Source organism: Barnesiella sp. An22, from assembly GCF_963931395.1.
Taxonomy (GTDB): Bacteria; Bacteroidota; Bacteroidia; order Bacteroidales; family Barnesiellaceae; genus Barnesiella; species Barnesiella merdigallinarum.
Genome location: NZ_OZ007014.1, coordinates 176,804 through 191,498, shown reverse-complemented (window position 1 = coordinate 191,498; position 14,695 = coordinate 176,804). Strand labels below are relative to the sequence as shown.

Annotated in this window: 15 protein-coding genes, 1 tRNA gene and 1 pseudogene; 3 read left to right on the top strand and 14 right to left on the bottom strand. The window is 48.4% G+C overall.

The window, feature by feature from the left end:
• Positions 1–132: 132 nt before the first annotated feature.
• A pseudogene (locus ABGT88_RS00785) lies at positions 133–537 on the bottom strand (hypothetical protein); the annotation flags it as partial.
• Between the two features lie 62 nt (positions 538–599).
• Between ABGT88_RS00785 and ABGT88_RS00780 the strand changes: the two are divergent.
• Complete coding sequence (locus ABGT88_RS00780) at positions 600–920, top strand: hypothetical protein (RefSeq protein WP_346699886.1); 321 nt, start codon at positions 600–602, stop codon at positions 918–920.
• Here the strand turns inward: ABGT88_RS00780 and ABGT88_RS00775 are convergent.
• The 4 genes from ABGT88_RS00775 to ABGT88_RS00760 form a co-directional block, all read right to left on the bottom strand.
• Positions 915–1,610, bottom strand: a complete 696-nt coding sequence (locus tag ABGT88_RS00775; protein ID WP_346699884.1) for a hypothetical protein — start codon at positions 1,608–1,610, stop codon at positions 915–917. The genes ABGT88_RS00780 and ABGT88_RS00775 overlap by 6 nt on opposite strands.
• A gap of 8 nt (positions 1,611–1,618) precedes the next feature.
• Positions 1,619–2,233, bottom strand: coding sequence for a hypothetical protein (locus tag ABGT88_RS00770; protein ID WP_346699882.1), 615 nt, complete (start codon positions 2,231–2,233; stop codon positions 1,619–1,621).
• A 131-nt stretch (positions 2,234–2,364) separates the two neighbouring features.
• The gene (locus ABGT88_RS00765) at positions 2,365–2,727 is read right to left on the bottom strand and encodes a hypothetical protein (protein WP_346699881.1); all 363 of its coding nucleotides are present in this window, start codon (positions 2,725–2,727) and stop codon (positions 2,365–2,367) included.
• A gap of 135 nt (positions 2,728–2,862) precedes the next feature.
• Positions 2,863–2,946, bottom strand: a tRNA-Leu gene (locus ABGT88_RS00760).
• Between the two features lie 143 nt (positions 2,947–3,089).
• On the opposite strand from ABGT88_RS00760, the gene ABGT88_RS00755 reads away from it, so the two are divergent.
• Positions 3,090–4,166, top strand: coding sequence for a mannose-1-phosphate guanylyltransferase (locus ABGT88_RS00755; protein ID WP_087407868.1), 1,077 nt, complete (start codon positions 3,090–3,092; stop codon positions 4,164–4,166).
• Between the two features lie 89 nt (positions 4,167–4,255).
• On the opposite strand, the gene deoC is transcribed toward ABGT88_RS00755, so the two are convergent.
• The 8 genes from deoC to ABGT88_RS00715 all read right to left on the bottom strand — a co-directional run bounded on the left by deoC (position 4,256) and on the right by ABGT88_RS00715 (position 12,377).
• Positions 4,256–5,149 (bottom strand): deoxyribose-phosphate aldolase, encoded by an 894-nt coding sequence (deoC, locus tag ABGT88_RS00750; protein ID WP_258326917.1) that lies wholly within the window; start codon positions 5,147–5,149, stop codon positions 4,256–4,258.
• Entirely contained in the window at positions 5,139–5,480 is a 342-nt protein-coding gene (locus ABGT88_RS00745) for a nucleotide pyrophosphohydrolase (protein WP_087407870.1), read from the bottom strand. The genes deoC and ABGT88_RS00745 overlap by 11 nt, the downstream gene beginning before the upstream one ends.
• Positions 5,481–5,486: 6 nt before the next feature.
• Complete coding sequence (dtd, locus tag ABGT88_RS00740; protein WP_346699878.1) at positions 5,487–5,939, bottom strand: D-aminoacyl-tRNA deacylase; 453 nt, start codon at positions 5,937–5,939, stop codon at positions 5,487–5,489.
• 236 nt (positions 5,940–6,175) lie between these two features.
• Positions 6,176–7,972 (bottom strand): excinuclease ABC subunit UvrC, encoded by a 1,797-nt coding sequence (uvrC, locus tag ABGT88_RS00735; protein WP_346699876.1) that lies wholly within the window; start codon positions 7,970–7,972, stop codon positions 6,176–6,178.
• Positions 7,973–7,978: 6 nt separating this feature from the next.
• Entirely contained in the window at positions 7,979–8,503 is a 525-nt protein-coding gene (locus ABGT88_RS00730) for an adenine phosphoribosyltransferase (protein ID WP_087407873.1), read from the bottom strand.
• A gap of 74 nt (positions 8,504–8,577) precedes the next feature.
• Positions 8,578–10,452 (bottom strand): tRNA uridine-5-carboxymethylaminomethyl(34) synthesis enzyme MnmG, encoded by a 1,875-nt coding sequence (gene mnmG, locus ABGT88_RS00725; protein WP_346699874.1) that lies wholly within the window; start codon positions 10,450–10,452, stop codon positions 8,578–8,580.
• 77 nt (positions 10,453–10,529) lie between these two features.
• Positions 10,530–10,943: an rRNA maturation RNase YbeY gene (gene ybeY, locus ABGT88_RS00720; protein WP_087407875.1), complete on the bottom strand. Its 414-nt coding sequence runs from the start codon at positions 10,941–10,943 to the stop codon at positions 10,530–10,532.
• 201 nt (positions 10,944–11,144) lie between these two features.
• Entirely contained in the window at positions 11,145–12,377 is a 1,233-nt protein-coding gene (locus ABGT88_RS00715) for a nucleoside recognition domain-containing protein (protein ID WP_346699872.1), read from the bottom strand.
• A 537-nt stretch (positions 12,378–12,914) separates the two neighbouring features.
• Here ABGT88_RS00715 and ABGT88_RS00710 point away from each other — a divergent pair.
• A complete protein-coding gene (locus ABGT88_RS00710; protein WP_087407878.1) occupies positions 12,915–13,616 on the top strand; it encodes a DNA alkylation repair protein in 702 nt (233 codons plus the stop codon).
• A gap of 9 nt (positions 13,617–13,625) precedes the next feature.
• On the opposite strand, the gene ABGT88_RS00705 is transcribed toward ABGT88_RS00710, so the two are convergent.
• On the bottom strand, positions 13,626–14,510 hold the full coding sequence (locus ABGT88_RS00705; RefSeq protein ID WP_346699869.1) for a glycosyltransferase: 885 nt from the start codon (positions 14,508–14,510) through the stop codon (positions 13,626–13,628).
• Positions 14,511–14,695 lie beyond the last annotated feature (185 nt).

Below are 14,695 nucleotides of genomic sequence, written 5' to 3'. Positions count from 1 at the left end.
TGAAAAATATCATATAAACCTTGACGATGGTCAAGGCTTGTCTAAAAAAAATAGTCTGTTTGAATTACGTATAACTATTAAACTCAAAAGCCGAAGTTATGGGACTTATCCTTCACCTCGGCTTTTTGCTATTTACTGATTTCCTAACCTATCAGCTTCCTTTTTCAACTGCTCAGCCTGCTCATTAAGCAGCTTTGCCCGTTCCAAGGCTTCAGCCTGCCTGCGGCAACGTTCCTCAAAATCTAGTACCGAATCCGTCAGGTTGCGGATAAAAAGCTCGTCCCGCTGCCACTTGAACTTATTCTCCAGTCTTTCAAGGGTATTGCCGTCCGCTTGTCCCTGCATCAGCAGATAACGGTATTTCATGTCGTTGTCCTGCAACTGCCCCATCCGTTCAGCCAGACGGACATTCAGGAACAGGGACGTGGCACAGACAATCAGACCTGCCGAAAAGAGGAATAGCTTCGGGCGTACCAAAGAAGTTACTTTGTTGTAAATCCGCCGATGAAACGGTACGGGTTTGGCTTCTTCTTTTTCTGCCATGCGCTCATCATGGTACCGCTTCATTTGTAATAGTCAAGACTGGCACATGGTGTGAAATGGATTTGCCAGCTTACGAAACCGAGCAAAAACAGCGGGAGCAGCTTTCCGCAAAAGTACGTGAACTTCAAGAAAAGAACGCAGAATTACAAAAAGTGGCAACCAACTATTACCTTTATACCGCCGAAGGTGAACGCCTTTTCTGCGAACGACATAACTGCCGTATTTATCCTGACAACCGAGGTATCTATTGGCATTTCAAGGTTACCGACTATCCGGCTTATACACTTCCAACAGAAATCAGTCGGGCATATCTTAATCATGAGATTTCGATACGGGACGTGTATGTGTATTGGCGTAAGAATAGGGATAATTTATGACCAACTATATCTGATGTTAACTTGTTGATAATATTCATTGACAATTTCTTGAGCGTTTGGTTTCATGACCATGTCAGAAATTTGTTGCAAACATTTATCTTTACTTGATTGAAGAAATTGGCCTTTAAATAATTCCATATAAACATCACAAACTTGATTGGATATATCCTCAATGGTCATTGGTGCGAGATTACGGCCTGATTTGTTACGATATTCCAAACACATATCAACAGCGTATATGACGGCGGATTTTTCAAGGTCAGGCAGGAATATGTTGCGTTTGAAATCACACGTTAGTTTTGTAATGTTTTGGATTACGTCTTGTTTAAAATACATACGCATATCAGGCAAATGCTGCCAATCATATCCGGTCTGGGCATTAAAGTCATCCACTTGATCGTTTATCCGTTTTTGCCTTTCGTCCATGCCGTTGCAGACATTGTTGGGCTGGCCTGCCAGGTATTCTTCATAAGTTATTTCTTTGATGCCTTTTCTTGTCATGGGCACGTATATTCCTTCTTTTATTTTTACGATATAAGCTGAAGGAGTTCTCTTTACGATTTCACCCACCATACCGTTTTTGGGGTAGAAGTTGTATTTTGCCCATTCGGTTTTATTGGCATAAATACCATTAATAAATTCCATTGTTGTGGAGAAGCATTCTCCTTTGTCGATGATTTTTACGTACATAGTTTATATTAATTATAAAGTTTTTGATACAAATAAGGTAATGGCATGGTATTGCCAATTCTAATAAGACAAACAGGATCTTGTTCAAACAACTGTACTGAATCAATCGCATCGTTTATATTATTGAACTTAAAAGCTTTACTCTTAGTATGGCTCGCAAAACGGAGATATAAATCTTTACTGCATATGTAAGGCTCTATTATATGGTAGTCTTGAGTCAGTGTTTCATATCCAATAAAAGCCGTGAGAATATCATTCTCTATCTTATTTCCAAGACAATGGCAAATGCTTAAAAGAAACGCATCTTCAGTCAGGACGAATTTATCCGTGAGAAGAGCATAGATAAACAAAAGGTCTTCGATAGTATATTCTCCAAAGATGTGACTTCCTCTAATCTGAGAGAATCCACGGCTGAAGTTAGCAATTGCAAGTTTATATGATGTGTGGCAGTTGTATATAGAATGTTCGCATTCTTTATATAAAAAATTGGCATACTTGACGATTTCAATTCCGCGATATTGATGGTTAATACAACTCTTTCCGGTATAATACCTATCTAAGTATTCATCAAGATCTTTATCAAACGGGAATTCATTTAATAGAACTCCACATTCTGCATGCAATCCGAAAATCTTTCTCTTGAGATAGAACTGTTTAATGAATCCATTCTTAGGAAAAACATTTAATAGATAATTGTCAAGTCCGAACAGACGCCATATGTTGTTAGCAAACGTGCATCTATCGTATATGTTGTTTAAATAATAATATCACTATCAGGGTGGACAATCCCTTTCGGAGTTATCTGCTCATAACAAAATCCCTTGGGAAATATTATTTCTTTAAAATCATATGTCCTAAAGAAATAATCCAGAAACACATCGTCAATATATTGGTAAATATAATTAATCTTACTGTCATTAATAACAGAACCTCCATGGAAGAAATCCGTATGGACATTTATTTCCTTCTCAAGCCCCATGCTCGAAATGAAAGATTCCGCTTGAGATAGAAATTCATTTCTATCAGTAAACATATTATCCCCTTCATTTACATAAAAGAATTTATGAAAGTGAAGGTCAGCAACCAATTTATCAACAAGTTCAGAACTTCTAATCATATTAGTTCGTATCAATTTATTGTTATTTCGTTTAAGAATGTCTTAAATCGTTGCTCTATGGGAACAAAACTGGAACATTCTTAAAAGAAGAAAAGGATAAGTCGTTTATTACTAACTACTTATCCTTTTACCTTGTACCCAGAGCCGGGATCGAACCGGCATGGAGGTTAATCCACTGGTGTTTGAGACCAGCGCGTCTACCGATTCCGCCATCTGGGCAGAAAAGACGTGGCAAAGGTAAGGATAGATTTTGAATGCGCCAAATAATCTGTGTTTTTTTTCAAAAAAAGTTGATTGATACATCTTTCTAATAAAAAATAATTACATTAGCGGAATAATTAACATAAAAAAATGGCTCGCCCATGGAAAATAGATATTGCGTAATTATGGGAGGCGGCGTGGGAAGCCGCTTTTGGCCGTTCAGCCGAAACAACAGACCGAAACAATTTCTCGATTTCTTCGGAATTGGGCGTTCGTTGCTCCAAATGAGTTTCGACCGTTTCGCCAAAATCATACCCAAGGATCACATCTTCATCGTCACCAACGAAATCTATGTCGACCTGATCAAGGAACAGCTCCCCGACCTGCCGGCCGAGAATATTCTTTTGGAGCCGGCTCGCCGCAACACGGCTCCTTGTATTGCCTGGGCCTCGTATCATATCCGGGCAATCAACCCCAAGGCCAACATCGTGGTGGCTCCCTCCGATCACCTCATTCTCAAGGAGGATGAGTTTGCCCGCTGCGTAAATCAGGGTCTCGAATTCGTAGCTAAATATCCGGCTCTGCTCACACTGGGTATCAAGCCCAACCGACCCGAAACGGGATATGGCTACATACAGATTGGCGAGGATGCCGAGGGCGACATCAAGACGGTAAAAACCTTTACCGAGAAACCCAACCTCGAGTTTGCCAAGATGTTTGTCGAGAGCGGCGAATTCTTCTGGAACTCGGGTATATTCATCTGGAATGTACAGACGATTATCAACGCCTTCCAGAGATTCCTGCCCGATATTTCCAACCGGTTCGAAGAGCATAACGAGGTATTCAATACGCCGGCCGAGAAACAGTTTATCGACGAGAATTTTGCGGCTTGTCCCAACATTTCGATTGACTTTGGTGTGATGGAGAAGGCCTCGAACGTATTCGTTCTTTGTGCCGACTTCGGCTGGAGCGACCTGGGTTCGTGGAGCGCCCTGTATGACCACTCGCCCAAAAACAAAGACGGCAACGTGGCCCAGGGATGCAAGACCCTGCTCTACAACACCACAAACAACGTCATTGCCGTGAAGGGCGACAAACTGGTGGTTGTCGAGGGGCTGAAGGACTACATCATTGCCGAGGCCGACAACGTGCTGCTCATTTGCCCCAAGAGCGAGGAGCAGAAAATTAAACAGTTTGTAACCGACGCCAAGATGGCTTTCGACGATACCTACATCTAAACCGTCGTACAGCGTCGACACGATACAGGAAGAGCCGGAGGTTTTCCTCCGGCTCTTCCTGTTATTTAGCGTACACCAAACGATCTCGATTAAAAGAATTTGGTGGGGACGCCCCAAATGTCGGTGAGCAGGTTGTTGGCCAACCGGCTGGCACCGATTCTGAAGTGCTCGTTGTTGAGCCATTGCTCGCCCAGCACCTCTTTGACCACGCAATAATATTTCACGGCGTCGACCGTCGTAGAGATGCCTCCGGCCGGTTTGAAACCAATCATGGTTCCCGTCTGCTCGTAATACTCCTTGATGGCCTGACACATCACATAGGCAGCCTCGAGCGTAGCGGCGGGCTCGGTTTTACCGGTCGATGTCTTGATGAAATCGGCACCCGAATAGATGGACAGCAGCGAGGCCTTCTTGATATTCGAAGCCGTCTTCAAGGCACCCGATTCGAGGATAACCTTCAGATGCGACTCCTTGCAGGCGTGTTTCAGCTCCTCGATCTCCTGGCACATCTCTTCGTAATTCCCGGCCAGGAAGTTGCCTACGTTGATTACAATATCAATCTCGTCGGCCCCGTCGGCAACGGCCAGAGCCGTCTCGGCTACCTTCACCTCGGTAAAGGTCTGCGACGAGGGGAAACCGCCCGATACGGCAGCAATATTCACGGCCGACACGTCGAGGTTGGCGCGAACGGTTCCGGCAAAGTTGGGATAGACACAAATGGCAGCCACGTTGTCCATCTCGGGATGCTCCTCTTCAAAATCGTTCACCCGCTTGGTCATGCGCGTAATCGACTCGGTGTTATCCTCGGTATGCAGCGACGTCAGGTCGATGCAGTGGAACAAAAACTTGTACACATCGGGTGTACTGTTTGCGGCCAGATTGTCGCGAACGATTTTCTCTACGGCAGCCGCTACTTGGGCATCGTCCAAATCGGTGTTGTACCGACTCAACATTTCTTCATATTTGTCCAGTTTATTCTCCATGTTTGGTCAGTTTAGGATTATTGATATGTCTTGTTTTATCTCGATTGGTTTTCTTTTCGATATTCTTTTCGAATGCAGCGGTCAGGTCCACGCCCGTCTGGTTGGCCAGGCAGAGCAGCACCCAGAAGACGTCGCACAACTCGTCCGACAGGTCGCTCTGCGCCTCTTCGCCCGGCTTGAACGACTGGTCGCCGTAGCGGCGCGAAATGATACGGGCCACCTCGCCCACCTCTTCGGTCAGGATGGCCATATTGGTCAGCTCGCTGAAGTATCGCACCCCCACACTCTTGATCCAGGCGTCTACCTGTTCTTGTGCCTCTTTGATTGTCATATTTCCTTACTCTTTGTTTTTGGTATCCATGCAAATGGTCACCGGGCCGTCATTTATCAATTCTACCTGCATGTCAGCGCCGAAAACACCCGTGGCGACCTGTCGGCCCACCTCCTCGGAGAAACGCCGGCAGAAGGCCTCGTACATAGGCACAGCCACCTCGTGACCCGCAGCGCGTATGTACGACGGGCGGTTCCCCTTCTTGATCGAGGCCAGCAGCGTAAACTGGCTCACCACCATGGCCTCGCCGCCCACATCGAGCAACGAGCGGTTCATCACCCCGTTTTCATCGTCGAAAATGCGCAGGTTGGCACACTTCTTAACCAGCCATTCAAGCTCCGAAAGCTCGTCGCTCTCTTCCACGCCCAGCAAAATCAAGAGCCCCCGACCGATTGACGAATGCAACTCACCGCCTATCGTTACCGAAGCCCGCTTTACCCGTTGAACAACTACTCTCATGTGAAACTCTCCATTTTTATCGGTGCAGATGTCGAGCCTATCCCCCACCCGATCTTAACCGACCGGCGCAGTTCATACTCCCCTCTGCGTAAAGCACAAAGATAATACAAACGACAACAGAAACAAATTTTATTTCATCCGTCTCCCTCAGGTCAGCGATAAGCTATCGCTTCCCAATTAAACGGAATTGCCCTTGTATGGTATATTTATAACACTGATAATCAACTATATAAAAATCAAACCAGATGCTCTTTGATGATGCGGGCCTTGGCCTCGCCCACCACCGAGGCCAAATCGGCCTCCGACGCCTCTTTGATGCGCTTCACACTCTTGAAGTACGTCAACAGCGCATCGCGGGTTTTAGGCCCTATTCCGGCAATGGAATCGAGAGCCGACTTCACCTGCCCCTTGCTCCGCTTGTTGCGGTGGAAGGTTATACCGAACCGGTGAGCCTCGTCGCGCATGTGCTGAATCACCCGCAGCGACTCCGAATTTTTGTCGATATAGAGCGGCAGCGAATCGCCGGGAAAATAGATTTCTTCCAACCGCTTGGCAATACCCACGATGGGCACCTTGCCCCGCAGGCCCAACGCCTCGAGCGACTCCAGTGCGGCACTCAACTGCCCCTTGCCGCCATCGACTATGATCAACTGGGGCAGCTCCTCCCCTTCGTCGAGCAACCGACGATAACGACGATAGATAATTTCGCGCATCGAGGCAAAGTCGTCGGGACCCACCACGGTCTTAATATCGAAATGTCGGTAATCTTTTTTCGAGGGTTTCCCCTTCTTGAAGACCACACACGAAGCCACCGGATTGGTGCCTTGGATATTGGAGTTATCGAAACACTCCATATGCCACGGCAGTTCGGGCAAACGAAAATCTTGCTGGATGCGCGAAAGCACCCGCATCACCCGCTGCTCGGGATTCAGCTTTTCGTTTTGCTTCAGCCGGTCTATCTTGTACTGCTTCACGTTCTGCTCCGAGACCGCCAGCAATTTCTTCTTATCACCCCGTTGCGGAACCACAAATTCCACATCGTCGAAACTCGACTCGGGCAGGAAGGGAACCAGAGCCTCCCGGGCCTTACTGCCAAACCGCGACCTCAGCTCGGCAATACCCAGCGACAGAATTTCGGGAGCCGATTCATCGAGCTTTTTCTTATACTCGATGGTGATACTTTGTACAATCGACCCACCCCGCACGTGCATATAGTTGACGAAAGCTACCCCCTCGTCTTCATCGTAAGAAAAGACATCGATCTCGTGCAACGACGGATTTACGATAACCGACTTGGCCTTATATTTCTCGATTAAATCGTACTTCTCCTTAATCGCCTGCGCCTCCTCGAAACGAAGCTCGGCCGACAGGCTCTGCATCTCCTCCAACAGGTGACGACTCAACTGGTGAATATCGCCGTTGAGAATCTGGCGCACCTGCTCGATATAACCGTCGTACTCCTGTTCCGAAATCTTCCCCTCGCAACACCCTTTACAGTTTTTGATGTGGTATTGCAGACAGACCCGGAACCGTTTTTTTGCGATGTTTTCGGGGGTAAGCGCATAGTTGCAGGTGCGTATCGGATAGAGCTCGCGTATCAACGCCAGCACCGTCTTGGCCAAATGCACGTTGGCATACGGGCCATAATATTTCGAGCCATCCTTATTCACCCTACGGGTAAGAAATACCCGTGGAAAATGCTCGTTCCGCAAGCAAATCCACGGGTAAGTTTTATCGTCCTTGAGCAAGACATTGTAACGCGGCTTGTACTCCTTGATCAGACTGTTTTCGAGATGCAGGGCATCCTCTTCGGTCTTCACGACGATATACTGCAAGTCATAGATATTCTTCACCAGCATATTCGTCTTGGCCGAATCGTGCACCTTGTTGAAGTACGAAGAGACCCGACGCTTCAGGTTCTTCGCCTTCCCCACATAGATAATCTTGCCCGTCTTGTCGAAATACTGATACACGCCAGGTGTATCGGGCAAGAGGGCAAGTTTGTTCTTAATATTTTCGTTTTTCTCGATCAATCCGTATCAATATTTGATAAGAGCCTCTACCTCGACATCGTCGGGGAAAGCCTCGCGGCCCTTCAAGAACTCCAGTTCGACCAGGAAATTGACATAGATTTTTTTCGGATTAAACCGTTTCACCAGCTTATAGGCAGCCAGCATGGTTCCACCCGTTGCCAGCAAATCGTCGTGCAACAGGACCACGTCGTTTTCGCAAAGGGCATCCTTGTGAATCTCGATTACATCTACCCCATACTCCTTGGTATAACTCTCCTGCCAGGTCTCGGCGGGCAGCTTACCCGGTTTACGCATGGGCACAAATCCGGCCCCGATGCGGGTAGCCACAATAGGTCCCATGATAAAACCACGCGACTCTATGCCCACCACTTTGGTTATCCCCTTCTCGGCATACATACGGGTGAGCATATCCGACAACTCTTTCAAGCAGTCGGGCTCTTTGAATACCGTTGTCAAATCTCTAAATACAATTCCCTTTTGCGGGAAATCGACCACGTCGCGAATCTTGCTTTTAATAATCTCTAAACTCATTTTTTATTCTTGTTATTTTGTTTGTCCTTCCCTTTTGTAATAAGGCTTTGCCCGATTTTGTTTCACGTGAAACATCAACGTCCGCACAGCAGCAACAAGATGTTTATATCGCTCGGCGAGATGCCTGGTATACGCGAAGCCTGTGCGATGGTTTCGGGGTCGATTCGTTCCAGTTTCTGACGGGCTTCGGTCGACAGCGCATGTATCTCGCTATACTTGAATCGTCCTTTTATGCGAATATGTTCAAGTCGGGCTATCTTCTCGGCAATCATCTTTTCGCGATCGATATAGCCCTGATACTTCATCTTTATCTCGGCAGCTTCTACAATTTCGTCGCGTCGGTTTTTGATTGAATCCAACTCCTGTTTCAAAGCCGGAACCAGTTGCGAGAGCTGTGCCAAATCGAGCTGCGGACGTAAAACCAAGTCAATCAACCGCACTCCCTGTTTCAGCGGCGTAGTACCCAAAGCCTCCAGCCCGGCGTTGATATAGGCCGGTTTTATCGAATAATGTTCGGCAAAATGGATTAAATGGTCTATCCTATCCCGCTTCTCCCGCAACAAATCGTAGCGGTCAGACTTGGCCAACCCCAACCGATAAGAGCGCTCGGTCAACCGCATGTCGGCATCGTCCTGACGCAGCAAGATACGGTATTCGGCCCGCGACGTAAACATACGATAGGGCTCGTCGACACCCTTGGTCACCAGGTCGTCGATGAGCACACCGATATAAGCCTCGTCGCGACCCAGCGTGAAAGGTGTACCGCCGTGACAGTTGATGTGAGCGTTTATACCGGCAATAAGCCCCTGCCCTCCGGCCTCTTCGTAACCGGTCGTTCCGTTTATCTGACCGGCAAAAAAGAGGTTGGCAATCTGCTTGGTCTCGAGGTTATGGTTCAGCTGGGTGGGGTCGAAATAGTCGTATTCGATGGCATATCCCGGTCGATAAATGCGCACGTCGCGCAACGCCGGAATCGCCTGCAAAGCCCGCACCTGCACATCGAGCGGAAGCGACGAAGAGAAGCCGTTGAGGTAATACTCCTGCGTCGTCTCGCCCTCGGGTTCGAGAAAGAGCTGGTGCTCCGTTTTATCGGGGAAAGTCACGATTTTGGTCTCGATACTGGGGCAATAACGGGGCCCGATACTCTGGATTTGCCCGTTGTAAAGGGGCGAATCGGGCAACCCGGCACGAAGAATATCGTGCACGTGCTCGTTGGTATAGATGGTCCAGCAACTGCGCTGTTTCAACGGACGGGGCTGAAAATCGAGGAACGAGAATTTATGGAAATCGTTCTCGCCCCGCTGCTCGGCCGCCTCTTCGAAGTGGATGCTGCGGCCGTCGATACGCACCGGAGTACCCGTTTTCATACGGCCGGCCGTAAAGCCCAGTTCGACCAATTGCTCGGTGATTCCGTACGAAGCCGGCTCCGAAATACGACCGCCACGCAACTTGGTGCGGCCGATGTGCATCAGACCGTTCATAAAGGTACCGGTCGTGAGCACCACGCATTTGGCGGTAAAGGTTACATTCATGGCCGTAACTACGCCCGTTACCCTTCCGTCTTTTACAAGAATCTGATTTACAGAATCTTGCCACATATACAAGTTGTCTGTATTCTCGAGAATCGAACGCCAGGTCGTGATGAACTTGGCGCGGTCGCTCTGCGAACGGGGGCTCCACATGGCAGGCCCTTTCGAGCGGTTCAACATCCGGAACTGGATGGCCGTCTCGTCGGTCACAATACCCATGAAACCACCTAAAGCATCGATTTCGCGAACAATCTGACCCTTGGCAATTCCACCCACGGCCGGATTGCAGCTCATCTGAGCTATCTTGTTCATATCCATTGTGATAAGCAAGGTCTTCGAACCCAGATTGGCCGAAGCGCATGCCGCTTCGCAACCGGCATGACCGGCACCCACCACGATTACATCGTAATTAAAATCCATTGTATTGTATTTCTCCATGACCTATGGGGAGAAAAAGCGAACGCTTCCCCACCCCCCTGATCATATCTGTTTCTCGATTATCTCAGTTTCAGAGCCTCGTCTTCACAACGGGTCATCGCTTCGCGCTCACCCGGTCCTTTATCGTTGATTCCGCACAAGTGCAGAATGCCGTGTATGATGATGCGATGGAGCTCCTCGTCGTAGTCGGTCCCAAACTGTTCGGCATTGGAACGGACCGTATCCACACTGATGAAAATATCGCCGCTTATCTTATCGCCCTCGGTATAGTCGAAGGTAATGACATCGGTATAATAGTCATGCTGCAAATAGGCCTTGTTCACCTCGAGAATCTTCTCGTCGGAGCAAAAAATATAGGCTATATCGCCGCATTTTTTCCCGTACCCCGAAGCGACCCGACGAATCCAATCGGTCGTTTCTCTCTTTTTTATCGCCGGCATCTTGACATCTTCGGCAAAATAACTCACAGCCATAACTCGTACTTTTTTATATTCTTATTGTCACTGCAAAGATAGTGCAAACCCGGGGGAGAAGCAAGTATATTCGTGCAGGAGAGGCATTCACAACCTCCTGAAAAGGTCAGACCGTTCTACCCTGCTCCAGATTGTTTCCATCGCCACACAGGCCGCATTTCGCAGCATACGGTCAAAGATACACATTTATTCCGTTCCTTTCTATTTGAAGAAGAAATAAGAGACCGTAATGGCCGAAATGGCCCCTATCACATCGGCCAGCAGGGCATACCCCACGGCATAACGGGTCTTGCGCACCCCTACGCTACCGAAGTAAACGGCCAATATGTAGAAGGTGGTATCGGTCGAACCCTGCACGGTACAGGCCACCCGACCTACAAACGAATCGACTCCGTAGGTCGACATGGCATCGACCATCATCCCTCGCGAACCGCTACCGCTCAGCGACTTCATCAGCGCCGTAGGCAGCGCGCCCACAAACTCGGTATCGATACCCAACCACCCGAAGAAGGCAGCAAAGCCCTCGACAATATAATCCATGGCTCCCGAGGCCCGGAATATCCCGATGGCTACCAGAATAGCCACCAGGTAGGGAATGATCATCACCGCCGTCTTAAAGCCCTCTTTGGCCCCTTCGATAAAGGCATCGTAGACGTTGATACGCTTCACCAGACCCGAGACGATAAAGACCACGATAATGGTAAACAGGATGCTGTTGGCGGCAAAAGCCGAGTAGGTAGAAATCTTGTCTTCGGGCAACGACGAAAAGTAGTAGAAGACCCCGCCCACAAAAACGGTGAGCCCGAGTCCCCATAGCACGATTACCCGATCGAAGATATTGATACGCTGCTTGATACACAAGGCCAGAAGCCCTACAAAAGTAGCCATAAAGGTGGCGATGAGAATAGGCAGAAAAACGTCCGACGGATTGGCCGCCCCCATCTGAGCCCGATAGGTCATCACCCCGATGGGTATCAGGGTAAGCCCCGAGGCATTCAGCACCAGAAACATCAGCATCGCATCGGTGGCCGTGTCTTTTTTGGGGTTTAGTTCCTGCAACTCCTTCATCGCCTTCAACCCCAGCGGGGTAGCGGCATTGTCGAGTCCCAGCATATTGGCCGACACATTCATAAACATCGAACCCAAAGCCGGATGCCCCTTGGGTACCCCCGGAAACAGGCGGGTAAAGAGCGGACTAATCAGGCGCGACAGCACGGCCACCATACCACCCCGTTCGCCGATTTTCATCAAACCGAGCCACAAGGTGAGAACACCCGTCAACCCCAACGAAATATCGAAGGCGGTACGGGCCGAAGAGAACGAAGCATTCATTATGTCGGTCCAAATGGCCGTATTGCCATACACTACAGTCTGTACCACCGCCACCACAAAGGCAATGACAAAAAATGCAATCCAGATGTAATTAAGAACCATACGACTGTTTTTGAATGTTTTTCGTTTCTTGGGACAAAGATAGTGAAAGGTGAGCGCAGAATGAAATATCGAAACTTGTTTCAGATATTTTTTATGCCGAACCGTATCCTATCTTCTTCAAAGATAGTGAAAGGTGAGAGCAGAGGCAAATGGAAAACCAAGTTTTCAACATTCGACTTTACCGAGCCGCATCCTGTTTTCTCAGAAAACAGCCATTTTAGAGAGTCGCACACTCGCTCGAGGCTTAAAAAGAGAGAGGGCAACAACAGGCCAGCCGACACCGTTCTATTTCGCGTTTTTTTCCGCACGTTCCAAAATGCACATATATCACTACAAATCAAATAATTATCTAATTTTTATCTTCTGGAGAATCGAATATTTTCTTTCTTTCGATTACCTATGCGTCATTTTTTCAGCCAGGAGCCTCTATTTTAACAATTTAAAATATTGCTCTCAACAACTGTTTTAAAAAGCAACAAACCTCAGCAATCGACCAGTCGAAAAATTCACTACCTTTGTTCCAAACGACACATCACCATGCACACAGCTCAAGATATCGAGAAAGCCATCCGGGCAGCAGCCAATCCGGCAAAAGCAAAAGTTCTCTCGGGATTCTTCAAAACCGGAAAGGGAGAATATAGCGAAAACGATATTTTCATCGGGGTGCCCGTTCCTGTCACACGAAGTATCGCCAAGCAATACCTCGACACTCCACTTGCCGAACTCACCACTCTGCTGCATAGTCCTGTGCACGAGTTGCGCATGGCAGCTCTCCTCTGCATGGTCGAGCAGTTCAAGAAAGCCGACAAAGCCCAACGCACGGCCCTGTACAACACCTATCTGGCCCACACCGCTTGTATCAACAACTGGGACCTGGTAGACCTCTCGGCCTCGCAAATCGTAGGGGGCTATCTCGAACACCGCGACCATGCCCCGCTCTACCGTCTGGCTCAAAGCCCACAGCTTTGGGAACAGCGTATCGCCATCGTCGCCACCTGGCAATGGATTCGCCGCGGTCACCTCGACGATACCCTGGCTCTAGCCGACCTGCTGCTCCACCACGAGCACGACCTCATACGCAAAGCTACGGGTTGGATGTTGCGCGAGGTCGGCAAGAAAGACAAAGCCCGCCTGTGCCGATTCCTCGACACCCGTTACCGACAGATGCCGCGCACCATGCTACGCTATGCCATCGAGCGATTCACACCCGAGGAACGCAAACATTACATGCAAAAATAGAAATATGATTCAAAGTCTGCCCTCGCGACGCCACTGACGTTTGTACTTGTAAAGGCGTTGCAGCAGTTTGAGCGAACTGATATGCCAGTAGTAGCGCTTGAAATGCTCGTGACAGCAAGTCTCGATAAAATCCCAACTCCCCACCCGTTTCTTCATCAACATTCTGATAAAGCGAAACGACATCTTTATCTCTCTGAAATAGGCTACCAGCGAGTTGGGTTTCTTGAGGTAGAAGGGCAAACGGTCGGCCCATTTCTTGTGAAACTTGGCCGTATCGTCGAGCCAAGCCTGGTTGTACGAGCCCTCCGAAAAGTGTTCCAGCAATATATCGTTCGTCACATAGTTGGTATACTTCTGACCCACGGCCATCGAAATATCCAGATCGTACAGATGGAATCCGCGGAAGGTATCCTCGTCGAACCGAAACTCGGCCCACACATTCCGACGCATGAACAGACACATGCCATCGAGCACGATTACCGGCGATGCAGGTACCTTGTCGGGGTTGGTAATGAAATATTTGATCGAGCCGTCTCTGAACCGTTGAATATAGTTGTAGCGCGTGTATTGCTTGAGCGACCCCCAACCCGAGAAGGTGGCCAGTTTGGCCATCGAGCCGGCAAACCCCACGACACCCGTTGTCGGTTTCTGCAGCAGCGACACGATACGTTCTCCCCAGTTTGGGGTTCTGAAAAATATATCCTCATGGGCAAAACAGAGATATTCACCTTTCGCCTTCGCGGCACACAAGTTATATACATGAGTAATACCGTAGCCCGTCTCGCGGTTGTCGTGAACGACAAACTCGCAAGGACAACCTACCGTCATGAGCACATTCTCGCAAAACTTTTCCAGTTTCGCCGGGTCGACCGAACAAACTATCATGGAAATCATGCCAAACAATCCTCCTCTCGATTACAAAACCAAACCGTCTCGGCTCCTCGTCAGTAAAACACCTCAGCCGCGAAACCCATGAAAACAGACTCTCAACAGCCTAATTTTTCGGGGCTTTCTTTACAGGCACATTTATAAATATTATCTTTGTCAAAGATAAAGCAGCGATTTTTTTCTTACATATT